At 64.4% G+C, this 23,782-nt stretch carries 17 protein-coding genes; 8 read left to right on the top strand and 9 right to left on the bottom strand.

Annotation, left to right across the window (positions count from 1 at the left end; translation table 11 throughout):
- Nucleotides 1–5 precede the first annotated feature (5 nt).
- From NHH73_15120 to tssK, 5 genes are read right to left on the bottom strand one after another with little or no spacing between them, the layout of a single operon-like run.
- Nucleotides 6–1,022 carry a polymorphic toxin type 15 domain-containing protein gene (locus NHH73_15120; GenBank protein USX29542.1) on the bottom strand — a complete coding sequence of 339 codons (1,017 nt, stop codon included), beginning with the start codon at nucleotides 1,020–1,022 and terminating at the stop codon, nucleotides 6–8.
- Between the two features lie 25 nt (nucleotides 1,023–1,047).
- Nucleotides 1,048–1,980: a DUF4123 domain-containing protein gene (locus tag NHH73_15125; GenBank protein ID USX29543.1), complete on the bottom strand. Its 933-nt coding sequence runs from the start codon at nucleotides 1,978–1,980 to the stop codon at nucleotides 1,048–1,050.
- 27 nt (nucleotides 1,981–2,007) lie between these two features.
- Nucleotides 2,008–4,725 (bottom strand): type VI secretion system tip protein VgrG, encoded by a 2,718-nt coding sequence (locus NHH73_15130; GenBank protein ID USX29544.1) that lies wholly within the window; start codon nucleotides 4,723–4,725, stop codon nucleotides 2,008–2,010.
- Entirely contained in the window at nucleotides 4,725–5,507 is a 783-nt protein-coding gene (gene icmH / locus NHH73_15135; GenBank protein ID USX29545.1) for a type IVB secretion system protein IcmH/DotU, read from the bottom strand. Before icmH ends, NHH73_15130 begins: the two co-directional genes overlap by 1 nt.
- 10 nt (nucleotides 5,508–5,517) lie before the next feature.
- Nucleotides 5,518–6,864, bottom strand: coding sequence for a type VI secretion system baseplate subunit TssK (gene tssK / locus NHH73_15140; GenBank protein USX29546.1), 1,347 nt, complete (start codon nucleotides 6,862–6,864; stop codon nucleotides 5,518–5,520).
- 272 nt (nucleotides 6,865–7,136) lie between these two features.
- On the opposite strand from tssK, the gene NHH73_15145 reads away from it, so the two are divergent.
- From NHH73_15145 to tssH, 8 genes are all read left to right on the top strand, one after another.
- The gene (locus tag NHH73_15145; GenBank protein ID USX29547.1) at nucleotides 7,137–7,721 is read left to right on the top strand and encodes a tetratricopeptide repeat protein; all 585 of its coding nucleotides are present in this window, start codon (nucleotides 7,137–7,139) and stop codon (nucleotides 7,719–7,721) included.
- A gap of 67 nt (nucleotides 7,722–7,788) precedes the next feature.
- Nucleotides 7,789–8,298, top strand: coding sequence for a type VI secretion system contractile sheath small subunit (tssB, locus tag NHH73_15150; GenBank protein USX29548.1), 510 nt, complete (start codon nucleotides 7,789–7,791; stop codon nucleotides 8,296–8,298).
- A gap of 3 nt (nucleotides 8,299–8,301) precedes the next feature.
- A complete protein-coding gene (gene tssC / locus NHH73_15155; GenBank protein ID USX29549.1) occupies nucleotides 8,302–9,786 on the top strand; it encodes a type VI secretion system contractile sheath large subunit in 1,485 nt (494 codons plus the stop codon).
- Between the two features lie 44 nt (nucleotides 9,787–9,830).
- A complete protein-coding gene (locus tag NHH73_15160; GenBank protein USX29550.1) occupies nucleotides 9,831–10,322 on the top strand; it encodes a type VI secretion system tube protein Hcp in 492 nt (163 codons plus the stop codon).
- 269 nt (nucleotides 10,323–10,591) lie between these two features.
- Nucleotides 10,592–11,083: a type VI secretion system baseplate subunit TssE gene (gene tssE / locus NHH73_15165; protein ID USX23969.1), complete on the top strand. Its 492-nt coding sequence runs from the start codon at nucleotides 10,592–10,594 to the stop codon at nucleotides 11,081–11,083.
- A 1-nt stretch (nucleotide 11,084) separates the two neighbouring features.
- Nucleotides 11,085–12,929, top strand: a complete 1,845-nt coding sequence (tssF, locus tag NHH73_15170; GenBank protein ID USX23970.1) for a type VI secretion system baseplate subunit TssF — start codon at nucleotides 11,085–11,087, stop codon at nucleotides 12,927–12,929.
- A complete protein-coding gene (gene tssG / locus NHH73_15175; protein ID USX23971.1) occupies nucleotides 12,893–13,975 on the top strand; it encodes a type VI secretion system baseplate subunit TssG in 1,083 nt (360 codons plus the stop codon). The genes tssF and tssG overlap by 37 nt, the downstream gene beginning before the upstream one ends.
- A 52-nt stretch (nucleotides 13,976–14,027) precedes the next feature.
- Nucleotides 14,028–16,697 carry a type VI secretion system ATPase TssH gene (gene tssH, locus NHH73_15180; GenBank protein USX23972.1) on the top strand — a complete coding sequence of 890 codons (2,670 nt, stop codon included), beginning with the start codon at nucleotides 14,028–14,030 and terminating at the stop codon, nucleotides 16,695–16,697.
- Between the two features lie 223 nt (nucleotides 16,698–16,920).
- On the opposite strand, the gene tssA is transcribed toward tssH, so the two are convergent.
- From tssA to tssM, 4 genes are read right to left on the bottom strand one after another with little or no spacing between them, the layout of a single operon-like run.
- A complete protein-coding gene (tssA, locus tag NHH73_15185; protein ID USX23973.1) occupies nucleotides 16,921–17,985 on the bottom strand; it encodes a type VI secretion system protein TssA in 1,065 nt (354 codons plus the stop codon).
- Between the two features lie 27 nt (nucleotides 17,986–18,012).
- A complete protein-coding gene (locus NHH73_15190; protein USX23974.1) occupies nucleotides 18,013–18,792 on the bottom strand; it encodes an OmpA family protein in 780 nt (259 codons plus the stop codon).
- Nucleotides 18,793–18,827: 35 nt separating this feature from the next.
- Nucleotides 18,828–19,811 carry a type VI secretion system-associated protein TagF gene (tagF, locus tag NHH73_15195; protein USX23975.1) on the bottom strand — a complete coding sequence of 328 codons (984 nt, stop codon included), beginning with the start codon at nucleotides 19,809–19,811 and terminating at the stop codon, nucleotides 18,828–18,830.
- Nucleotides 19,808–23,755, bottom strand: a complete 3,948-nt coding sequence (gene tssM / locus NHH73_15200; protein USX29632.1) for a type VI secretion system membrane subunit TssM — start codon at nucleotides 23,753–23,755, stop codon at nucleotides 19,808–19,810. Before tssM ends, tagF begins: the two co-directional genes overlap by 4 nt.
- Between the last annotated feature and the right edge of the window lie 27 nt (nucleotides 23,756–23,782).

Raw genomic sequence — 23,782 nt, forward strand, 5'->3', positions numbered from 1 at the left:
ATCTCCTATTTCCTACATTTCGGTAATTTTGCGTTCATTTTTGTATTGGCTTGTTCAGCTTCGGGGATTTTTGAGGTGGCTTCATCCAGCTCCTTCACCCGGCTCTTCCATTGGCTACCAATAGATGAGTTCACACTCTTGTCTCCCAACCTCACGGCTTCATCTTTGCCACCGGCGATCATGTCTGGTTCATGCAAAGCAGCAAGCGATTTCATTGTGTTTTTCGCTTCGGTCTGCGCGGCTGCTTTCGCATCGTCCAGCGACATCTTCTTTAAATTTCTGTTTTCGTCGGTCAACTTACTAACCAAAGCTTTTTTATATTTCTCACGAGCTTTTTTCTGCGCCAGGCCTGAGCCAGCGCGACCATTTTTTTTGAAAAAGGCTCTTGCATCGTTGTACTGTTTAACCGTCAAATTATTTAAGGCTTCTTCTTGACGTTTGAGTTGTTCAGCAAATTCTTTAGACTTGGAAGGATCAAGATTTTTTGAGCTGAAGCAAGTCACACGCTTCTTAGGCATTATCTTCGTTGGCTTCCCACCTTTAGCACAATCCTCGCAGTCTTTGTCTTTAGCCTTTGCGGCCGCTTTTTCTTGCTCCGCAGCGGCCTTTTCCGCATCCTTCGCTTTTTTCGCGTCTACTGCGATTTTAGCTTCTTTGGCCGCCAGTTCCGCTGCTTCCTCTTTCTTTTTCAACGCGTTGAGGTCGGCCAATTCCTTGGTCAACAAGGTCGCTTTTTCTTTGAGCGCGAGAACTCGCTTGGCGACACGCGTCGCCTTGATCGGTTTCGCCACCGCGTCACCGAGGTAGGGGATCATACCCACTACGTTCAAGCCAGCGCCGAGGAAGTCGCCGTTGCGTATCGCAATGCCGGCACCGACCGCGTCCGAGATCGGCGTCGGGTCGACCATCCCCGCCACGTCCGCAGCAGTGCCGGCCGCTTCCCACGCCATCTCAGCGTTGACGTCGGCCAGCTTTTTGGTGACGGTCTGTATCCGCTCGGTTAGATTAAATCCGCCAGTCATAAGTTCTCGTTTTGCGTAAGTTGTGTCATGCCGGTAGTGCGTGTTGGAACAGCGCTTCGTAGCGTTTTTGCTCGCCGATCTGACGCCAGATCGCATCCGGCAATTCGTCGATCATTTGGCTCAGCCGCTCTTCGGGCGCTATTTCTTCGTCGCGCAGGTAGCTGCGCACCATCGGATGGGCGTCGAACGACGGCGATACGCGCATCATCAAGCCCGCAAAAAGATGCTGGTCGTCGGCGTTGTAAATGCCGTAACCGGCGCAGCGCGCCACGGCGGCAATAGCTATGTTACGCAGCATGTCGGCTTCCATTCCCTCGATCGCTTCGGGGCTGTTTTCCTCCCAGTGCGCGATGATGCTGTCGTACAGTGCTTCCTTGTCGTAGTACATCAGTTGCTCGCGCTGGCGCTCGTCGAGACTGATGGGAACGACCGCGAACGCGGCGATTTCCGCAGGGGTGGCCGGCTCGGGATCGATGCCGTAGTACGCCTCCCGCCGAGGTTCCCAAGCGGTCCAACTGCTGACCGGCGCGAAGAAGAATTTTTTTTGCGGCCCCGTCAGCGCCGAGGACAGGCCCAACAGAATGCGTGGGTCGTAGAAACGAAGCACGACATGTTCGTCGTCGTTGATCCGGCATTGCAGCCGGCGTGTCAGCATCATGGCCAAGGTGGGCAGGCCGAAGTGACTTTTGATCCAGGTGACGCTCGGATGCGCGCGTTCCTTCTCAATCAGCCACATGAAGATGGATTTGTCCTCTGCGGTTGGGTCGAGCGCGATCAGCAGCGGCGCGGCAGATTGCAGATGCGCCTCCGGTGTGTCGGCGAACAGCGAGCGCCACTGCGCATCAGGAAAGCGCGTCGTCAGCTGCGCGAACGCGTCATCGTGCGCGGCGCAGTCGATCAACGCGTACGTGTTGTCGACTTTTTGGCCCTCGTCGGGCGCGGAGGAATGGCTGTTCATCGTAAGATTTTCCGTGCGAGTAGGGCGTCAGCGGCGCAAGAAGCTGCTGCCTTGCAGTGCCGCTTTCTTCAAACATTCAAGGCAGATCGTGGTGCTCGCACTAGGCAGGCCAGGTAAGGAGGCGGCGCTGCTGCTGCCGCCCTGGAAGATATGCTGCCCGCCCTTGACCGTGAAATTTCCCGGACAGGCAAAGGTGATGTTTCCACCCTCCAGCGTCACCGACGATTGCCCGGCCTGCAGCACGATCTTCTGGTTGGCCTTGACTTCGATGACGTCGTTGACCGATACGATCGTGATCGCCTTGTCGCCCAAAATCTCCAATTGATCCGTATGCGCCTGCAACGACACCGGCCCGTTGGCCGCGATCGCCTGGATGCCGCCGGCGTGCGTGAACAACCCGGTCGCGTTGGCCGACACCGACGCCACCGTGAAGGCGGCGGCCATGTGCATGTCGGACTGCGTGGTCCACTGCAACTGCCCACCGGCGAACAGCACCGTGGAAGCGGGCGTGGCCCAGTTGATGCTGGCCGGCGCTTCCATCAGCACCACCGGCTGGCCGAATTTCTCCACCGGCGCGCCGCTGTCGAGATCGCGCGCTCCTGCCGTGGCCTTCAACGGATCGTGCCCGCCGACGGCGCCCTCGAACTTCCCTTTTTGCTCCGGATCGATCTGCGTGATGAAGTCGATCTGCGCTTGGTTGGCGTCCTTGCTGACGAGCGCGTTTTGCTGCGCGGCGGCGTCGGCCAGATTCTTGCTCAATTCGGAGGCGGCGCGCAGCAGGCCGGTGGCCTCGGCGCTGTCGAGCTGGGTCGAGGTGACGCCCGCGCCTTGTTGCGCGCGCGCGGTGGCCGAGATCAGCATGCCTTCGCCCGAGCGCAGCACGCCCCAGGCGTCGGTGCGCAGCTCGAACCCTTGGCCGCGATAGTTGCCGCGCTGGGCCGAGCCCGGCGTCTGCTGCACCAGGTAGCCGAGGTTCAGCTGCGTGGCGGCACTCGACGTGGCCAGGCGCGTGCGCAGCTGGCCCGGCGTGTCGTCTACCACCCACTGGTTGTAGCCGCCGCCGTCGAAGTTATTGCTGTGCATGCCGGAGATGACGCCGGCGTGGTTGATGTCGGTGTCGACGCCGGCCGAGTAGGGCGGGGTGTCGGCGCCGGTGTAGAGTTGCGCGACCACCAGCGGGCGGTCCATGTCGCCTTCGATGAAGTCGACCAGCACTTCGGTGCCGATGCGCGGCGTGAATTGCGAGCCCCAGTTGGGGCCGGCCAGCGCCTCGGCCACGCGCACCCAGGTACCGGAGCCGTCGTTGCCGGGCGCGTTGCCCTTGTCGTCGGTGTTGTGCGGCAGGCCGCCTGCGTTGGCGCCGGCGCCGCGTTGCCAGGCGAACTGGATGCGCACCTGGTGCTCGCGCGTGGTGGTGTTGATGGCGTCGGGCAGGCCGACCACCAGCGCCGTTTGCGGTCCCAGCGAGGCGCCGCTGAAGCGTTCGGCAGCCGCACGCGGGACGATGGCGACCGTGTCGCGCACGCAGGCGAAGCGGTTGCGGTAGGTGCCTGCCTCCAGTTGCGCGCCGGCGAACTTGGCCAGGGTGGCGAGGCCGGCCTTGGCGGCGCCGATCAGCTTGCCAAGGCCGCCCAGCGCCGGTTCGACGTTGTTGCGTCCCTCGTGCTCGACCCACAGCGTGGTGAACTTGTTGGCGCCGTCGGCATAGTGCTCGTGCTGGGTCAGCTGGAAACCGTGGCCGGCGGCCAGGCGGCGCACTGAACCCTGGCCTTCGAACAGTTTGTTGTCGAGCTCGAGCGCTTGCAGCATCAGGCGGCTGTGCGGATCGGCGGCGGCGCTGTCGGCGTGGCGCCGCTCGGCGCTGCCGTCGTAGATCGACAAGGCCGGCAGTTCGCCGATGTCCAGGCTGGTCGCTTGCTCGGCGGCCGGGGCCACCAGTTGCGCCGGGTCCCAGCTGCTGATGGTGACGGCGTTGGCCTGGATGCGGCGCAGCGCGTTGAATTCGTCGATGGCGTCGTCGCTGTCGGTGGCGCGCACGCCGTGGAAACGCAATTCGGCGCCGCCAACCGTCTCGGGCGCGACGGCCTTGCTGTCGAAGAAAACGACCTTATGCTTGGCTTGCTGCTGGCCGCCAGCTTCGGCATCGGCCGCGCCTTCTTCCTGGTCGTGCTCGAAGCGCCAGCTCAGGCCTTCGGAGGCCAGCACGCGTTGCAGGAATTCGAGGTCGCTTTCGCGGTATTGGGTCCAGATCGGCCGCGCCACCAGGGTTTGCGTGACGTCGAACTCGAACCGCACCTGCTTGTAATCGGCCAGCAGTTCGGTGATCAGGTCTTGCGCGTTTTTGTCCTGGAAGATGTAGCTGTCGCGGCGCAGGCCCAGCAGGGCCAGGCCGGGTTCCAGCCGCAGCCGGTAGCGCGCCAGGCCGCCGTCGGCGCCCAGCCAGGCGGCGTCGGTGCAGATGCCGTGCCAGGCGCGGCGCGTGCCGTCGGCCTGCAGCAGCTTGAGCGTGATTTCCTCGCCGATGAAGTCGGCCAGTTCCAGATCGGTCGAGGTGCTGAGCGCGTCGATGTCGAAGCGGAACAGCTCGTTGACAGCCTCGCGTCCCGTGAAACGCTCGGGCATCAGCGACTCGGGCAGCGTGGAGTCCTGCGCGCTGGCCAGCGTGATCAGGCGCGCATGCTGGCTCAGGCCGGTTCCGAACAGCCCGTCCACCAAGGACGAGCCCGGCAGGTCGGGCAGGCTCATCACGGCAACGTGATGGTCAGGTTGGCTTGCTTGGGCGCGAGCTTGACCACGTCGTTGTACGCGGCCATGCTGGTTTCGGTGCCATGGCCGAGCATGCTGCGCAAACCGATGTAGCCAAGCGCGCCGATCAGCGCGAACACCGAGCACAGCACCCACAGCGGGACGTCGTTGCGCAGCTTGTGGATAATCTGGTCGGGGCGCTCGGCGTGCGGCGCGAAGCCCGATTTCTTGCCCTTCATGTGGGCGATCTCGTCGCCCAGGCGCGCCGTCAGGTAGGCCAGCTTTTCCGAGCCTTCGATGATGTAGCGGCCCTGGAAACCCAGCAGCAGGCACATGTGGAACACTTCGAGCGCCTGCAGGTGGGCGCTGCCGCGCGCGCGCAGGCTTTCGAGACGGTTGAAGAAGTTCTCGCCGGCCAGCTGGTCGCCGAACAGCACCAGTTGCAGCGGGCGGCGCTCCCAGGCGTCGCGGATGCCGTACGGTGAGCGCAGGATGATCTCGTCGACCGCCGCGCAGAAGGCGTACTTGGCGTTGTCGATGTCGTCGGCCGAGGCGCCTTGCTTCTTGGCGCCACGGCTGAAGTCGTCGAGGAACTGCGTCATCTTGTTGATGAAGTCGGCGTTGGCTTGCGGGCCGTTGCCGTTCTTGAGCATGAACAGGGCGTAGAAACCGTCGTACATCAGGTCCATCAGCGTGTGTTCGGTGCCGGGGCCGGCGGCGATGGCCGGCGAAAACGCCGGCTGGCCGCCGGGGATCAGGGAAGGAGGGGCGCTAGTAGTCATGGGTTGGTCTTCAGGAAGTGACGGCGACGAGGTCCAGTTTCAGGTCGCGCATGCCGGCGGGAACGTAGATCGAGATCGATTGCGCCTGCAGCATGCGCTCGTACATCTGACCTTTGGCTTCGAGGGCGAAATAATAGGTGTCGGGGCGCACCGGCACGGCCGCCGGCACTTGCGGCGCGTGCGTCAGGCGCACGCCCGGCATGGCCGAAAGCACGAACTTTTCGACGTCGTCCGGGGCGCCGATCTTGAAGCGCAGCGGCACCACGTCGACCATTTCGACGCCGGACAAATCGGCCGAGACGCCGAGGTAGAAGGTCGTCTGGGCGTCGATCTTGCCCGAGTCGAGCATGCCGTGGTGGTACGACGGCTTGACCTCGTTGAGCGCGATGGCGAAGTATTTCGACGAAATCACCGTGTCGAGCAACTCGCGGATGATGCCGTGCAGGCGGGCGAAGCCGGGACCGGGGTCGAGGTGGTCGTACTGCGGCAGGTCGCTGAGCGAAATGCCCTTCGAGAAGGTCATCAGCGCGCCCGACAGGCCCAGCAGTTGTTCGTACAGCCGCTCGGGGTGCAGGGTCGGATGGTGGAAATAATGGCTCAGCGACGCATACGCCGAACTGGCCGTGTGCAGCAGCCAGAACGACGACATGTCGCCGGAGCGGAATTCGATGACGTGCTTGCTCGGCTCGCGATGGTGGCCGTACAGCGCGTTGACCTTGGCCTGCAGCGCGTCCAGCAGGCGGCGCAGTTGCAGGAACAGCAGCGGCGCGCTGCGGATCGACAGGCTCGGCGGGATGAACGACGGGTCCTGCTCGAAGCCGCCGGTCGACAGCCGGCGCAGGCGCAGCAGCGGCAAGCTGACGTAGGAGTCGCGCGGTTCCGATTCGGACACCAGGCGCAGCGTTTTCTTCAGGTACGTCAGTTGCGCGTGCGCGGCCTGGGTGTACAGGTCGGGCGTGTCGAGGTTGCTCTGGGCGTAACGGGCGGCGTTGCTGGGCTGGCCCTCGGGGGCGAAGTTGCCGCCGAAATGCTTGAACGCGGGCAGGGCGGCGTAGAACGTCAGCGCCTGCTGCGACTGCGGAATATTGCTCAGGTCGATCTCGGCCGGCAGCTCGTCGGCGCCGGGCGCGTTGTAGATCTCGCCGTCCTGGAACACCAGCGCCAGGTCGAGCAGGCGCAAGGTGTTGTTGTGCAGGGCGTCGCGGTCGAGCTGCAACTGGCTGACGCCCCAGGCGTAAGGGTGCAGCGCCTTGACGCTGTCGTGCAGCCGCTGCTCGTGGTAGCGGTCCTGCTGCTGAAAATGCTGGGGACGCAGGAACAGTCCCTCGCCCCATAAAAGTTTTCCCGTGATGCTCATCGAATGCCTTATCGCCTCATGCCTGCGGACCGTCAAAAATTAGTGCCCAATCACAACTGCCAGAACAATAACATTTTCTGGCGCACTGTGAGTGTTTCTTCTGCGTAACGTGCTAAGCTTTATAATCTTTCTTCTCGGTAACGGTGTACGGTTCAGTTCGTATTGTACGAGGTAAAGAATTAAATTTATGATATTCTGCCGAAAAATGAGAAATTGGCAACAGTTTATAGCAACTGTTCCCGCCTTTAACACCCCTGACTTTTGAGGAACACATGAGTACATCGATCCATCTTCGCCGCCTGTTGGGCGGTGCCGCCTGCATCCTGGCCCTGAGCGCCTGTACCACCGCGCCGGTGGTCAAGGTGCCCGTGGCCCCACCCACCATCGCCGAAGTCATGGGCAAGGCCGCCGCCGCCGACAGCGCCGGCCAGAAGGAAGCGGCGATCGCGCTGTGGAAGCAGGCCGCCGCCGCCTATCCCGCCGACAAGGACCCGTGGACCCGCATGGCGCAGACCAAGTACGAGGCCGGCCAGTACGGCGAAGCCATCGTCAACGCCCAGGAAATCCTGGTGCGCGACCCCAACGACCAGCTGGCCAACAGCATCATCGCCATCAGCGGCCTGCGCCTGTCGACCCGCGCGCTTGCCGACCTGAGCCGTCAGAACAACTTGTCCGGTTCGCTGCGCACCGAGTCGCAGGACCTGGCCAAGCTGCTGCGCGAGAGCCTGGGCGAGCAGGTGCTGGTGCCGCCGGCCAAGCCGGTTGCGCCGGCGCAGCGCGCCGTGACGCCAGCCAAAAAGGGCGCCAAGCAGCCGGCCCGCGAACCGAAGGCCGACCCCTTCGACGCGCTGAAGTAAGTTTTTAAGTAATTCCACCCGGTGGCGTCGCCGCGACGCCGCTGTTTATTTTTGAAATGGGGATGTCATGTCGAAAAAAGAGAGTGTTCAGAAGCGCCTGCAGAAGGTGCGCCCGCCACGGGTCCAGATGACCTATGACGTCGAGATCGGCGATGCGATCGAAAATAAAGAGCTGCCGTTCGTGATGGGCGTGGTGGGCGATTTCGGCGGCAACTCCGAAGTCGAACAGAAGCGCTTGAAGGAGCGCAAGTTCGTCAACATCGACCGCGACAACTTCGACGAGGTGCTCAAGGGCGTCGAGCCGCGCGCCGCCTTCCGCGTGGCCAACGAGCTGGGCGAGGGCGGCGGCGAGTTCGCCGTCGACCTGAAGTTCAAGTCGATGGACGATTTCCGTCCCGAGGCGGTCGTCGAACAAGTCGAGCCGCTGCGCAAGCTGCTCGAGGCGCGCACCAAGCTGGCCGACCTGCGCAACAAGCTGGCCGGCAACGACAAGCTCGAAGACATCCTCAACGACGTCCTGCACAGCACCGAGAAGCTGGCCGAACTGGGCCAGCAAACCACCCCGAAGAAAGATTGAGCCATGTCCGTCCAAACTTCCCCAACGTCGGCCGGCGCGGCCACCACCGAACTGGCCCTGCTCGACCAGATCGTTGAGCAGAGCAAGGTCGCCAAGTCGAGCGTCGAGCACGCCCGCGCCAAGGACATCATCTCCGAGCTGGTCAGCCAGGTCATGGAAGGCACCGTCGTGGTGTCGGACAACCTGGCCGCCACCATCGACGCCCGCGTCGCCGAGCTCGACAGCCTGATCTCCAAGCAGCTCAGCGCCATCATGCACGCGCCGGAATTCCAGAAGCTCGAATCGAGCTGGACCGGCCTGAACTACCTGGTCAAGAATTCCTCGACCGGCCAGAACCTCAAGATCAAGATGCTCAACGCGACCAAGAAGGAATTGGTCAAGGATTTCCAGAGCGCGCTCGAGTTCGACCAGTCGACCATGTTCAAGAAGGTCTACGAGGAGGAGTTCGGCACGTTCGGCGGCGCGCCGTTCGGCTCGCTGATCGGCGACTTCGAAATCACCCGCCAGCCGGAAGACATGTACTTCATCGAGCAGATGTCGCACGTGGCCGCCGCCTCGCACGCGCCGTTCATCTCGGCCGCCTCGCCGGAGCTGTTCGGCCTGGAGACCTACAGCGACCTGGGCAAGCCGCGCGACCTGTCGAAGGTGTTCGACACCGTCGAGTACGCCAAGTGGAAATCGTTCCGCGAGTCCGAGGATTCGCGCTACGTCGGCCTGACGCTGCCGCGCTTCCTGGGCCGCCAGCCGTTCAACCCGGCCGACGGCATGACCGTCGAGGGCTTCAATTTCGTCGAGGACGTCGACGGCACCGACCACCACAAATACCTGTGGTGCAACGCCGCCTACGCCTTCGGCACCAAGCTGACCAACGCGTTCGAGGACTACGGCTGGTGCGCCGCCATCCGCGGCGTCGAAGGCGGCGGCCTGGTCGAGGACCTGCCGACCCACACCTTCAAGACCGACGAAGGCGAAGTGGCGCTCAAGTGCCCGACCGAGATCGCCATCACCGACCGCCGCGAGAAGGAGTTGAGCGACCTCGGCTTCATCTCGCTGGTGCACTGCAAGAACACCGACTACGCCGCCTTCTTCGGCGCGCAGTCGACGCAAAAGGCCAAGAAGTACAACACCGACGCGGCCAATGCCAACGCCGTGCTGTCGGCCCAGCTGCAATACATCTTCGCCGTCTCGCGCATCGCCCACTACATGAAGGCGATGATGCGCGACAAGATCGGCAGCTTTGCCGCCGCCTCCAACGTCGAGGACTTCCTCAACCGTTGGTTGACCCAATACGTGCTACTCGACGACAACGCCAGCCAGGAACAGAAAGCCCAGTTCCCGCTGCGTGAGGCGTCGGTGCAAGTATCCGAAGTGCCGGGACGTCCTGGCGTGTACCGCGCCGTGTCGTTCCTGCGCCCGCACTTCCAGCTCGACGAGCTGTCCGTTTCACTCCGTCTGGTCGCGGAGCTGCCTCAATCGACCAAGTCTTAATGTTTTAATTTTTAGTTGTTCAATCCAAAACCGAAAGGAATACCATGGCAATCGACGTATATCTGCAAATCGACGGCATCAAAGGCGAGTCCGCCGACAGCACCCACAAAGATTGGATCGAGTGCAAATCGGTCCAGTGGGAAGTGCTGCAGCCTAAATCGGCGACCGCCTCGTCGGCCGGCGGCCACACCGCCGAGCGCACCGAGCACAAAGAGATCGTGATCGCCAAGCTGGCCGACCTGTCGACTCCTCTGCTGCTGCAGACGTGCTCCTCGGGTAAAACCATTCCTAAGGCCAAGTTCGAGTTCCTGCGCGCCGATGGCCAGGGCGAGCGCATCAAGTACTTCGAAATCGAACTGGAAAACGTGCTGATCAGCAGCGTCGCTCCGCAAGTGCAGCCAGGCGACATCCTGTCCGAGCACGTGTCGATCAAGTACTCGAAAGTGAAGTGGAAGTACACCCAGCAGAAGATCGGTGGCGGTTCGGGTGGCAACACCTCGGGCGGTTGGGATCTGTCGGCCAACAAGACGGCCTAAGTTACCCCAATACGCTGTGAATTCCACGGTGTCGTCGGGACGCTGCGGAATTGACGCCGGCGATACGGGACGACGCGCGTGCGCCATGACGCTCGCCGCGCCCCGTTCGCCATCGCGCCCGCTCCCCTTGTGACGGCTTCATGCCGCCGCGAACGGGTAGGGGACGGACGCGAAAGCTGGACTTATTGTGGCAACCGCCCCGCCCGACGCGGTGGCGGCCGCCGCACTATTTCCGACATCGAGTTTTAACACTGATATTCAGGATGCACATGAAGGGTTTTTCGCCGGGACTGTTCGACCGCCTGATGGACGCGCCCGTCCACGGCGCCACCAGTGCCACCGTGTCCCGGATGTCGATCGAGGACTTGAAGGACACCGTCGCCCGCGACCTCGAAGCGCTGCTCAACACGCGCACCGTCATCAGCGAGGAGCTGATCAAAAAATTCCCCGAGTGCGGCCGCTCGATCCTGACCTACGGCTTGAACGATTTTGCCGGCCTCAGCCTGTCGAGCGCCGACGACCGCGCCTACATCTGCACCTGCCTGGAAAAGGCCATCGGCCGCCACGAGCCGCGCCTGCGCAACGTGCGCGCCTCGCTCGAGATCCAGGAGGGCACGATCAACCGCCTCAACTTCGCCATCACCGCGCTGCTGGTGGTGAGCGCGGCGCAAGAGCCGGTCAATTTCGACGCCGTCCTGCAGCCGTCGAGCCTACATTACACTATTAGCAAGGCGCGCCGCCTGGCGTCGCCGGGAGTCTGACTTGGAAGAACTGTTACCGTACTACGAACGGGAGCTGGGTTTTCTGCGCCGCTATTCGCGCGAATTTTCCGAGCGCTATCCTAAAATCGCCGGCCGCCTGTTGATGGGCGGCGAGGTGTGCGAAGACCCGCACATCGAGCGCATGATCCAGTCGTTCGCGCTGCTCAACTCGCGCATCTCCAAGCGGCTCGACGACGACTACCCCGAATTCACCGAGGCGCTGTTCGAGGTGCTGTATCCGCACTACCTGCGGCCGTTCCCGTCGTGCTCGATCGCGCGCATGGACTACAGCGCCGCCGCCGCGCAGCTGACCACGGCCACCGAGATCGCCCGTGGCACCGAGCTCGACACCCGCCCGGTCAAGGGCGTCGCCTGCACTTTCCGCACCGCCTATCCGGTCACCGTGGCGCCGATCGCGCTGTCGCACGCATCGTTCGCCGCCATCATCGACGCGCCCGAGGCGGTGATGCTGCCGCCCAACGTCACCTCCGGCCTCAGCATCACCATCGAAACGACCGCCGCGCAGGTCACGCTGTCGCAGCTGGGCATCAAAATGCTGCGCGTGTTCATCGACGGCGAGCCGTCGTTTTGCGCCGCGCTGCGCGACGCGCTGTTCCTGCGCACCGTCAAGGCCTGGGTCGAACCGGAGCAAAACGGCCGCTGGACGTCGCTGGCGGCGGTGCCCGTATGGCCGGCCGGCTTCGGCGAGGACGAATCGCTGATCCCGTTCTCGGCCCGCTCGCATCCGGCCTACCGGCTGCTGACCGAGTATTTCTGCTTCCCTGAAAAATTCAATTTCATCGACATCGACCTGTCGGCGATCGGCGTGTCGCTGCCGGCCGGCTGCAAGCGTTTCACCTTGCACCTTGGCATGAGCGGCCTGCGCACCGATTCCAACACCGCCCGCATGCTGGGCACCATGTCGACCAACAACCTGCTGCTGGGCTGCACGCCGGTGGTCAACCTGTTCCGCCAGCGTGGCGAGCCGATCCGCGTCACCCACACCACCGCCAGTTATCCTGTGCTGGCCGACGCCCGCCGCGCCTATGCCTTCGAGGTGCAATCGATCGACTCGGTCAAGCTGGTGCGGCAGACGCCGCAGGGCGAATCGGTGATCGAATTCCGGCCGTTTTATTCGCTGCGCCACGGCGAGACGCCGGAAAAGAATGGCCACTACTGGGTCATGCGGCGCGACGAGGTGATCGCCCGCAAGAGCCCCGGCTACGAGACGGAAATATCGATCGTCGACATCGACTTCGATCCGGCCGCCATCGAGACCGACACCCTGAGCCTGGAGTTGACCTGCACCAACCGCGACCTGCCGGCGTCGCTGACCTACGGCATGCGCGGCGGCGACCTGTTCCTCGAGGGCGGATCGAGCGTGCGCAGCATCACCTTCCTGCGGCGGCCGACCGACTCGCACCGTTTCGAGCGCGGCCGTGGCGCCCACTGGCGCCTGATCTCGCACCTGTCGCTCAACCACCTGTCGCTGGCCGGCAGCGGCGTCGACGCCTTCCAGGAGATGCTGACCCTGTACGATTTGCCGCGTTCGCCAACGTCGCAGCGCCAGATCCGCGGCATCCACGCGATCGCCAGCAAGGCCGCCAACCACTGGCTGCCGGGCAATCCGTTCGCCTGCCTGGTGCGCGGCACCGAGGTCAGCATCACCATCGACGAGGAAGCCTTCGTCGGCAGCGGCATCCACGCCTTCACCCATATCGTCGAGCGCTTCCTCGGCTTGTACGTGCACGCCAACAGCTTCACGCAATTGGTGGTCGTATCCAAGAAATCAGGGGAGGAGCTGTTGCGATGCACACCACGAAGCGGCGATTTGAACCTAGTGTAATCGAGCGCCTGTTCGAGCAGCCGTACCGCTTCCAGTTCTTCCAGGCGGTGCGCATGCTCGAGCTTTGGCTCAAGCGCAACGGCCTGCCGCACGACCAGGCCGTGGCCAGCTTTCTGCGCTTCCAGAACTCGCTGTCGCTCAATTTTCCGGCCAGCCAGCTCGAATCGATGCAGACCGAGCCTCGCGAGATCGGCCGCGACAGCCTGGCGCTGGGCGAGGCGCTGCGCAACGGCGAACTGAAATATATCCGCATCACGCCGGCCTTCATGGGCTTTCTCGGCACGGCCGGTTCCTTGCCGGCGCATTACACCGAGCGCGTGGCCGCGCATGCGCTGTACGAAAAGGACGACGGCCCGCGCGCTTTCCTGGACACCTTCTCCAACCGGGCGCTGGCCCTGTTCTATGAATCGTGGCGCAAGTACCGGCTGGAGCTGAAATATCAGATCGACGGCAAGGACCGCTTTTTGCCATTGCTGCTGTCGCTGGCCGGCGTCGGCAACGAATCGCTCAAACACCGCCTGTCCGACGGCGGCAAGGGCGTGCTCGACGAATCGATCGGCTATTTCGCGGCGGCCATGCGGCATCGGCCGGCGTCGGCGGTGTCGATCGGCCACGTGTTGAGCGAGTACTTCCGCCAGCGCATCACGGTGACGCAATTCATCGGCGCCTGGTACGACGTGCCGCCGGGCCAGCAGAGCGCCCTGGGCGGCGCCAACGCCCAGCTGGGCACCAGCGCGCTGGTGGGCCAGCGGGTCTGGCAGCGCGACCTGCGCATGCTGCTGACGGTCGGTCCGCTGCCGCGCGCCAGCTTCGATTCCTTCCTGCCCGGTGGCAGGGCCGCCAAGGCGCTGGAAAAGATGCTGACCATGTTCACCGGCCTGTCCCTCGAATACGAGGTGCAACTGGTGCTGCGCGCGGCCGACGTCGAGGGCGTGACCCTCAGCGACGAGCGCGCCGGCGGCCGTCTGGGCTGGGACAGTTTCCTCATCACCGGGGGCGAGGCGCGCGACCGCGCCGACGTGCGTTACGAAATTCATACGCTGTAAAACTTCATTCTGCAAATCCGAACTTAATTAATCGAACAAGGAAAATCGCGCTATGAGCATCAACCTGAAGACGCTGATCGGCAAGCTGAACGACACCAGCCGCACCGCCGCCACGCGCGCGGCCAGCATTTGCGTGGGCCTCGGCCAATTCGAGGTCGACCTCGAACACCTGTTCCTGGCGCTGCTGGAACAGCCGAAGAGCGACTTCGTCGTCATCGCCCGCAAGAACGGCATCAGCATTCCGATGCTGGAAGCGGACCTGCAAGCCGAGGTGTCGCGCCTGAAGACCGGCAACACGCGCACGCCGGTGTTCTCGGCGCGCCTGCCGAAGCTGTTTGAAAACGCATGGCTGATCGCCTCGCTCGACATCCAGGCCGGCCGCCAGAGCAGCATCCGCAGCGGCCACCTGTTGCAGGCATTGCTGACCGACAGCGAACTGGCGCAGCTGGCGTATCGCGGCTCCAAATTGTTCAATAAATTCAATGTCGACGAGATCAAGCACAAGCTCGACTACCTGACCGAGGGCTCGCAGGAAGCCGTGGCGGCCGGCGAGGGCGCGCCGGCCGGCGAGCAGGACGCCGGCGGCGACCCGGTCGGCGAACTGGCCGGCCAGGCCGCATCGAAGACCCCGGCGCTGGACCAGTTCACCACCAACCTGACGCAGCGCGCGCGCGACGGCAAGGTCGACCCGGTGATCGGCCGCGACATGGAAATCCGCCAGGCGATCGACATCCTGATGCGCCGCCGCCAGAACAACCCGATACTGACCGGCGAGGCCGGCGTCGGCAAGACCGCCGTGGTCGAGGGCCTGGCGCTGCGCATTTCGCAGGACGACGTGCCCGACGTGCTGAAAGGCGTGGAGATCCACACCTTGGACATGGGCCTGCTGCAAGCGGGCGCCAGCGTCAAGGGCGAGTTCGAGAACCGCCTGAAAAACGTCATCGACGAAGTCAAGAAAAGCCCGCACGCCATCATCCTGTTCATCGACGAGGCGCACACGATGATCGGCGCCGGCGGCACGGCCGGCCAGAACGACGCCGCCAACCTGCTGAAACCGGCGCTGGCGCGTGGCGAGCTGCGCACCATCGCCGCCACCACCTGGGGCGAGTACAAGAAATACTTCGAGAAGGATGCCGCGCTGGCGCGCCGTTTCCAGGTCATCAAGGTCGAGGAGCCGAGCGAGGAACTGGCCTGCGCCATGTTGCGCGGCATGGCGCCGCTGATGGAAAAACACTTCAACGTGCGCGTCTACGACGAGGCCATCACCGAGGCGGTGCGCCTGTCGCACCGCTACATCATGGGCCGCCAGCTGCCGGACAAGGCCATCAGTGTGCTCGATACCGCCTGCGCGAAAGTCGCGCTGGGCCAGAACGCCACGCCGGCCCTGATCGAAAACCTGGTCAAAAAGCTGGACCGCATCGACGCCGAGATCGCCTCGCTCGCACGGGAGGAAAGCGGCGGCGGCAGCCATGCGGCGCGCCTGACCGAACTGCGCTCGGAGCGTGCCAAGGCCAGCGACGAACACGGCACCCTGGCCGCGCGCTGGGAGCTGGAGAAGGGCCTGACCGAAAAGATCAAGGCGGCGCGCCTGGAACTGGAAACAGCCGGCGCCGAGAAAGCCCCAGCCAAGAACGCGGCTGCCGGCGTGCAGGCGCTGATCAAGGAATTGAAGGCCTTGCAGGGCGAGGCGCCGATGGTGCCGGTGCAGGTCGACGGCCACGTGGTGGCCGAGATCGTTGCCGGCTGGACCGGCATCCCGCTGGGCAAGATGGTCAAGGACGAGATCAAGACCGTGCTCAAGCTGAACGAAATGCTGGAAGAACGCGTGCTGGGCCAACCGCATGCGATCGAAGCGGTGGCGCAGCGCGTGCGCACTTCGCGCGCCAATCTGGACGATCCGAACAAGCCGAAGGGCGTGTTCCTGTTCGTCGGCCCGTCGGGCATCGGCAAGACCGAGACCGCGCTGGCGCTGGCCGATGTGCTGTACGGCGGCGAGCGCAAGCTGATCACCATCAACATGAGCGAGTATCAGGAAGCGCACAGCGTGTCGGGCCTGAAGGGCTCTCCACCGGGTTATGTGGGCTACGGCGAGGGCGGCGTGCTGACCGAGGCCGTACGCCGCAATCCGTACAGCGTGGTGCTGCTCGACGAAGTCGAGAAGGCGCACCCGGATGTGATGGAGTTGTTCTTCCAGGTGTTCGACAAGGGCGTGATGGATGACGCCGAGGGCCGCGAGATCGACTTCAAGAACACCATCATCATTCTGACGTCGAACGTGGCGTCGAGCACGATGATGCAGGCTTGCCTGAACAAGGAGCCGAAGGACATGCCGACGCCGGAGCAGCTGGAGCAGGTGATCCGTCCGCATCTGATGAAGGTGTTCAAGCCAGCCTTCCTGGGGCGTTTGAAGGTGATTCCGTACTATCCGATCGCCGATGACGTGCTGGTCAAGATCATCGAGCTCAAGCTGGGCAAGATCGCGCGCCGGATTTCCGAGAACCACAAGGCGGAGTTGACGTACGACGAGGCGCTGGTGGAAGCGGTGCTGGCGCGTTGCACCGAGGTGGATTCGGGGGCGCGCAATGTCGACAATATTCTGAACGGAAGTTTGTTGCCGGAAGTCGCCGAATCGGTGTTGGCGAAGATGGCCGAGGGCGCCACGATCTCCAAGATCAAGGTCAGCGCGGACAAGAAGGGGCAGTTCAAGTACACCATCAAGTGATGGGAGGTGGGGCGCGGCCATTGGCCGCGTCTTGCTTTTGTGGTGGCTCATGCATGGCGGATTACGCTACGCTAATCCGCCCTACGTGTATCCGCGTGGGCGGCGTGGTCCAAGGCCGCCGCATCCGCATTTACCCATGTGGTGCGCGTTTACGAGGAGACACGTAGGGCGGATTAGGCGGAACGCCGTAATCCGCCATGTGTAAGCCGCCGGCGGCCCTATCTTATTCCGCCGGTTTCACGCCCAACAACTCTTCGATGTGCGCCATCGAATTCGGATCCTTGACCACCGACCGCAACCAATCGTGCAACGACTGCTCGCCGGCATCGGCGGCCTTGTCGGCGAAATACGATACCGGGCTATGCGGCTCCGTGCGGCGGAAGAACGCCGCCACCGCGCGCAACTGCGCCAAGGCCTGTGCGCGCGTCTGGATCGCGCCAGGCGGGCCGGACGGCGCCGGCGCCGCCACCTGGCCGCCATCGTGTGTGAAATCGACCGCCGCCGACCCGACGTAGGCGTTGTCCGCCAATTCAGTCTCTGGCGCGCCACCGCCGGCGACCGGCGCCGGCACCATCCGCTGCAACGTCTGCAAGGCATCGCGCGCCGTCGAGAATCCCGGGCTGTCCACGCCCAGGCGCTCATCGGCCACCAGCTCCAGCTCCTTCAACGCATCCAGGCACATTTGCGCATCGGCCGCGAACGCGCTGGCGAACTGCGCCGAATTACTCTTGCGCGCCGTTTCCATCTCCGCCAGCTTGGCGCCCGGATTGCCCGAGGAGCTGTTGCTGTTGGTGGCGGCGGCCAGCTTGCGCGCCACCTCGAAATCGATGGTCGAATACGCAGTGCCGCGGCCCTCGGTCAGCGGAATCTCGCGCAGCAGCGCCGGCACACGTCCCAAGATCCAGCTCAGGTTACCGATACGCTGGTCGTGGTCGTCGCCATCCGATTCCGGATACAAACCCTGGTCCCAGTAATCCCGGCACAGCCCGGCCAGCAGCTTGAAACCTTCGCCCAAGGCCCCCAGGCCAGCCGTCTTGGCGCCGGCCTCGGTCAGCCAGACGGCCAGCCGCAAATCCTTGCTCTTTTCCTGCAACAAGGCGGCGCAGCGGCGCACCACGAAGTCCCAGTCCGCTTCCTTCAGCTCGGTAATCCATTCGCCCTGGTCGAGCGACGGGTCGTCGAAACGGCGCGCCTGGGCGATGGCGTCCAGATCCGGCGAGAACGACAGATCCTGGCCGGCGGGCGCGCCAGGGCTGATCGGGGCGAGCAATTGTTCTGCTGAAAACATACGTTACCTTTGAATGTGGTGGCCCGGTTACTGGGCGATACGGAACTCGATGCGGCGGTTGCGCGCGCGGCCATCCGGCGTGTCGTTGCTGGCGATCGGCCGGTCCGAACCCTGGCCCGACGCGGTCAGCATGTCGCCGTTCAGGCCCTTGCCGGTCAGGTAGGTTTTGACCGCTTCGGCGCGCGCCTGGCTCAGATTCTGGTTGCTGGCCTTCAAGCCCTGATTGTCGGTGTGGCCGATGATTTCCACCTTGCGGCCTTGCAGCTTTTGCATCGCCGCCCCCATCTGATCGAGGATGGCCTGGCCGGTTGGCGTCAACGTCGCTTTGCCGCTTTCGAATTCGACGATGCGGTTGCCCAGCGTGTTGTCGAGGATGTTCTGCTCGGCGGCCGAGACGCGCAAGCCGTTATTCACCACGTAGGTCGGATTGAGGCTGGTGGCGAAGTCGCTGGCGATCTTTTGCCGTTGCGCTTCGTTGGCCACTTCGCCGCGCACGCTGACGGTGCTGCCGTCGATCTTGAGCTGGCCCCGGCTGATCTGCTTGAGGTTGGGCGTGATCAGCTTTTGCACGTAGTTGTTCCAGTTGGCCGGCTGCGCCACCTGGCCGACGGCGATCTGGTCGACCACCTTGTCGGCGCCGTAGACGTCGCGCAGGCGCGCCAGCACGGCGGCCTTGGTGGCTTCGTCGGGCACGGTGCCGCTGGCCAGCACCTGGCCGGGCTGCGGCGTGGCCGCCGCCGGCACCGCCTGCGCGGCCGCCGTGCCAACAAAGCCGGCGGCGAGACCGACTGTGAGACCCGCAGTCATACTAATTAATACAGCTGTCCGGATAAAACGCATGATCAAGTTCCGATAAAGGCCGCGCGCACGGAGTCGCAGGCCGATTTGAGTGAAAGGTTGGGCTGGGCCAGGTAGGTCGAGACCTTTTTGATCGCGTAGTCGGCGTCGACCTGCTCCTCGACCCAGTCGAGCTCGTCGAAGGCGATGTGGTGCTCGAGGCCGGCCTGCGGGTCCATGATCGCTTGCAGCGTCAGCGCCGAGGCGCCGCTAAACCCCAGCACCAGCGCCGGACGCCCGCCCAGGCGGGTGGTGAACAGCGACAGTTCGAAGTCGGCGCGCATCAGGAACGGCGTGATCAGGTGCATCCAGAACGCGCCCACCAAATTGCGGTACATCGGGTCGGACGGCAGCGGCAGCACCAGGCTTTTCTCCAGCCGGCTCGAGCTGCTGGCCATGACCGGCTGTAGCAGCAGGCCGAGCGCGAGCAGCACTTGCCGCACCGAGCCGGGGAAGCCGGTCTGCGCCAGCATGGCGTCGAGGCCGCCAACCGTTTGCAGGTCGAGGAAATCGTTGAAGGCGGCCTCGTAGGCGGCGCTGCGCAAGTCGACGTCGATGGTGGTGGCGGCGGCCGCCTGCAGCGCGCCGGCCGGCTCGGGCGCGGCCAGCACGCCGGCGCTGAGCGACTCGAACCGGTTCCACAGGCGCGACAGCACCAGCGGGCTGTTGGGCACGAAGCCGGCCGGGTCTTCCACATCCATCGTGCTCATCATGAGAAACGGGAAGCGCCGTTTCGACTGGTCGCTGCTGGCGACGATGTGGCCGGCGATGGCGCGTCCCCGGCGCGGGCCGATGAAGGCGAAATGCAGTGGCGCGAGGGCGTCGTAGGTCAGCTTCCAGCGCGTGTCGGCGCTCAGCAGGTCCATCGCTTGCGCCAGCCAGGCGTCGAGGATGTTGATCAGGGCCGGATTTTCGCTGGCCTTGACGAAGTCGCCCCGGCTGGGAATCTTGCCGAAGTAACCGATGGAGATCGGGGTGGCACGGCTCATGGCTGGCTCCTTGGTGCGGCCGGGGCCGCCGCCGGCGCGGCTGCCGCCGGGCTGGCGGCTGCGGCAGGGGCTACGGGAGCGGCGACCGGCGCCGGCGCGGTGATCGTCTCCGGCAGGCGCATGCGGCGGAAGCCGGCGGCTGCGCCCGGTGGCGGCGCGGCGGCAGGGGCCGCCTGCGTGGTGCCGACGATCTTCAGGTTGGCGCGCACGACCACATTGCTGTTCTCCCAGCTGAGCTCGAACACGCCGCTATCCTTGCGGGTGCGCTTGGCGGCGTCGATCATCTTCTTCAGGCCGAAATGGCCCGGCTCGTTGAGCAGCACCACGGTACGGCCTTCCGGCGTGATGGCGGTAATGCGCGAGCCCGGCGTGCCTTGCGGATTCGGCCACACCATGTGGACGAACGGCTGCGGCTGGCCGCGCCAGCGCAGCGCCTGGCCGTCGATCTCGATGGTGAACTCGGTGGCGCCGGTCGCGCCCAGCGCCTGTACGTCGAAGCGCGTCTGCGACTCGGCCGCGCCGGCCTGGGCGGCAACGCCGCCGGCCGACAATGGCGCCACCCAGCTCGGGAAGCTGTTGATCACGCCCGGCGCCAGGTTGATGCCCATGTTGGCCCAGGTCTTGGCGCTCAGCGTGTCGCCACGGCGCACCACCAACGGTCCGATGGTGGTGTTGAAGTACTTGGCGATGGCGCCGTCCGGGCCGAACATCTGGCCGATTTCGGCGTCGGTCGCTTCGACCCGCGATTCCGGCGCGAACGGATACTTGAGCGCCAGGCTGCGGGTGAACGGTTCCAGCACCTGCGCGGTCCACACCTTGTTGACCTCGGTCTCGGTCGGACGCACGATCACGGCGAAGGTTTGCATCAGCGGCCGCACCAGCAGCGGACGGATGGCCTGGCGTTGCTGGTCGGTCATGCCCACCAGCATTTGTTCGTCGACGTACTTGAGTGCCTCGGCCAGTTCGGAGCCGGTGCCGTCGAGCGTCTGCTGCATGAATTGCTTGGCGCCGGGGCCGGTGTCGCCCTGGTTCTTGATCTGGTTGAAGCGGCCGCGCAGCTTGGACAGCGCGTCCATGTAGCCGCCCATCAGGGTCGCGCCCTTGTCCTTGCTGACCACCAGCTTGGCGACGCCGGAGAACTCGCGACCGACCGGGCCCATCGGGATCGGTGCGGCGCCAGGGGCCGCGCTGGTGTTGATGTTGACGTCTATGCCGGACGGCTTCTGGCGCAGGATGGTTTGCTTGAACCACTCGACCACGCCGCGCTGGGCGCGCTGGAGGCCGGCGTCGATCAGCGACGGGTTGTCCCACGAGGTTTGCTCGTAGACTGTTTTGATCAGCTTGTCGATCGGCGACGCTTGCGGATCGCCCAGGCGGTTCATGGCGCTGGCGGCCTGGTCGAAGCCGTTCAGTTCGCGGATGCTGACGCCCTGGATGAACTTCTGCCATTCCTTGGCGTAGTCGTTCTTATACAGCTCGACCAGCGCCTTTTGGATCTGCTCCGGGCTGCCTTCCAGGGTCAGGTCGTCCTTGGCGGCGGTTTTGAGCACCCAGTCCGAGCTTTGCAGCTCGCGGTTGGCGGCGTCGCGGAAAGCTTCCTGGATGAACTTGTCCCACGCTTCGCGGGTGAAGGTGCCCGGGATCGCGTAGCTGCCCACCACCAGTTCCTTGTCCTGCTCGCCGACAATGCGGGCCACCGTCATCGACGGGAAGCGGGTGGCGGCGCGCGCCTTGACGTCGGCGTAGACGCGTTCGCGCGCCGGCAGGCCGCGCACCACTTTGCGAAGGTTGTCGCGGCTCTGGTCGACCAGGGCCAATTTAGGTTCGATGGTCGGCCACGACGGGTCGCTCATCTGGCTCAGGTAGAACGAGATCATGCGCTCGGCGCTGCGTATCATTTGCTCGCGCGGCATGGTGCCGCGATTGCTGTCGAGCCAGACGCGCCAGAAGCGGGTCAGCTGGTCGTTCAGGTGGCTCGCTTCGGCGCGCGACTTGTCGGTCAGCATCAGGTAGGTCTTGAGCGCGTTGTAGGCGTCCTCGACGTTGGCCGGGTTGGCATCCTTGAATTGCAGCGCGCCGAAGTTGACGGCGGCGGCCGGCGACAGCGCGACCGTGCCGGGCAGCGCGCCAGGCGCGGCGCCGGGGGCGACGGCGGGCAGCACGCTGCCGGCTGCGGCTGCGGCAGGCGCACCGGCCACCGCGCCAGCCACCGGCGCGGCGGCGGCGGCGTTGACGGCGCCCGATTGCGGCGGACGCGACATCGGCTCGAGCTTGTCGGCGCCGCTGTTGACTTCGCCCAGGAAGGCTTCGATCGATTGGCCGACAGGTTTGAGCATCACTTCCTTCAGGCCGGAGAAGTATTCCTCACGCAGCTTACGCTCCAGGAACTCGCCCTGGTACAGGCCGAAGCCCAGCGACAGCGGACGGTCGGTACGATACGACTCGAGCTGCTCGATGCGGTCTTGCAGGATTTCCAGCGCCTCGAAGCGCGAGGCCAGGTCCAGGCGTTTTTCCTGCACCTTGACGGCCTGCGCCAGATCGGCCTGGACGTTGTTGACCAGCTGGCGGTTGGCCAGGTAGGACCAGCTCCAGCCGCCCAGCGCCAGGCCGACCAGCGCCATGGCGCCAAAGAAGGTGGCGTAGCGCATGCGCGTCTTGGCAGGGCTGGCGTACTGCGCCACCAGGTCCTTGTCGGCGAAGATCACTTTGCGGAACAGGTTGAGCAGGAAGTAGCCGTGCTGGTCGTGCACCTCGGACTGGGCCGCCGGCAGCATCTGCAAATCGAAACGGTGGGCGACGCGCTCGGACGAGGCGGAAACGGATTCGCCCTCCTGCAGCGCGCTGGTGAAGTAGAACCCGCGGAACACCGGCTTGAACTGGAACGGGTTTTCCTCGAACAGGGTGGCGATGAAGGTGCGCAGCGGCCCCTTGATCGAGCTGAACTCCAGCGGGAAGGTGAATACGCCCGGCGGCATGCGCTCGCGCCACTGCAAGGCCATGTTGGCCAGGCTCAGGTCCTTGAGGCCGTCGTACAGTTCGTCGAAGCGCTGGTCGAACTGTTCCAGCACGTCCTGCTTGGAACTGGTCTGGCTGTAGGGCAGCGTGGCGCCCCAGACTTTGTCGCGCTCGCCGCGTTCGGCGTCCTGGAAGAATTCGTTGAAGCCGGTGATCAGGTCGGCCTTGGTAAACACCACGTAGACCGGCGCGTGCACTTCCAGCTTTTCGGTCAGCTCCTGCACGCGCTGGCGCAGGTTCTTGGCCAGGTTGATGGCGAACTCCGGACGGCTGCCGGTCAGCTCGGCAACGCTGACGGCGATGATGATGCCGTTGATCGGCGCGCGCTTGCGGTATTTCTTCAGCAGGCCGAGAAAGCCCAGCCATTCGCCACGGTCCTCCTCGCCGACCGAGTAGCGGCCGGCGGTGTCGAGCAGGATGCCGTCGGTGGTGAAAAACCAGTCGCAGTTACGGGTGCCGCCCACGCCCTGGACGATCTTGCTGTCGGCGAAGGGGAACTGCAGGCCCGAGCTGGCAATCGCCGTGCTCTTGCCGGCGGCCGGGTTGCCGATCACCATGTACCAAGGCAGCTCGTACAACGCGGCGTCGCCCGAGAGCTGGCCCAGCTTGGAGGTTTTGATGGTGCCGATGGCGTCGAGCATGCGCTTGCGCAGCGCCTCGTTTTCTTCGCGCTGGGCCGCGTCGGCCTTGGGGGCGCCGGTCTGCTGCTCGAGCATGCCGCCAAAGGCGGCGCCGGAGCGCTGGCGGCGATAGCGCTTGAACAGCCAGACGGCGCCGTATAGCAGCAGCGCGCCCAACAGCACGATCAATACCCATTTAAAGGAAATCTCGAAGACGGCGGCGGCGATCAGCAGCGCGGCGGCAAAGGCCGCGAAGCCGATCACGGCCAGGCTGAAACGAGCGGTGAGAAAGAGCCAGAATCGTTGCATCATAGTGGGGCTAAAGGGGCTAAGGCG

It is taken from the genome of Oxalobacteraceae bacterium OTU3CINTB1 (genome assembly GCA_024123955.1).
GTDB lineage: Bacteria > Pseudomonadota > Gammaproteobacteria > Burkholderiales > Burkholderiaceae_D > Rugamonas.

Excerpts from the sequence above, each read along its gene's own strand:
- NHH73_15120 (USX29542.1), bottom strand. The coding sequence starts at position 1,022 with ATGACTGGCGGATTTAATCTAACCGAGCGGATACAGACCGTCACCAAA.
- NHH73_15125 (USX29543.1), bottom strand. The coding sequence starts at position 1,980 with ATGAACAGCCATTCCTCCGCGCCCGACGAGGGCCAAAAAGTCGACAAC.
- NHH73_15130 (USX29544.1), bottom strand. The coding sequence starts at position 4,725 with ATGAGCCTGCCCGACCTGCCGGGCTCGTCCTTGGTGGACGGGCTGTTC.
- icmH (USX29545.1), bottom strand. The coding sequence starts at position 5,507 with ATGACTACTAGCGCCCCTCCTTCCCTGATCCCCGGCGGCCAGCCGGCG.
- tssK (USX29546.1), bottom strand. The coding sequence starts at position 6,864 with ATGAGCATCACGGGAAAACTTTTATGGGGCGAGGGACTGTTCCTGCGT.
- NHH73_15145 (USX29547.1), top strand. The coding sequence starts at position 7,137 with ATGAGTACATCGATCCATCTTCGCCGCCTGTTGGGCGGTGCCGCCTGC.
- tssB (USX29548.1), top strand. The coding sequence starts at position 7,789 with ATGTCGAAAAAAGAGAGTGTTCAGAAGCGCCTGCAGAAGGTGCGCCCG.
- tssC (USX29549.1), top strand. The coding sequence starts at position 8,302 with ATGTCCGTCCAAACTTCCCCAACGTCGGCCGGCGCGGCCACCACCGAA.
- NHH73_15160 (USX29550.1), top strand. The coding sequence starts at position 9,831 with ATGGCAATCGACGTATATCTGCAAATCGACGGCATCAAAGGCGAGTCC.
- tssE (USX23969.1), top strand. The coding sequence starts at position 10,592 with ATGAAGGGTTTTTCGCCGGGACTGTTCGACCGCCTGATGGACGCGCCC.
- tssG (USX23971.1), top strand. The coding sequence starts at position 12,893 with ATGCACACCACGAAGCGGCGATTTGAACCTAGTGTAATCGAGCGCCTG.
- tssH (USX23972.1), top strand. The coding sequence starts at position 14,028 with ATGAGCATCAACCTGAAGACGCTGATCGGCAAGCTGAACGACACCAGC.
- tssA (USX23973.1), bottom strand. The coding sequence starts at position 17,985 with ATGTTTTCAGCAGAACAATTGCTCGCCCCGATCAGCCCTGGCGCGCCC.
- NHH73_15190 (USX23974.1), bottom strand. The coding sequence starts at position 18,792 with ATGACTGCGGGTCTCACAGTCGGTCTCGCCGCCGGCTTTGTTGGCACG.
- tagF (USX23975.1), bottom strand. The coding sequence starts at position 19,811 with ATGAGCCGTGCCACCCCGATCTCCATCGGTTACTTCGGCAAGATTCCC.
- tssM (USX29632.1), bottom strand. The coding sequence starts at position 23,755 with ATGCAACGATTCTGGCTCTTTCTCACCGCTCGTTTCAGCCTGGCCGTG.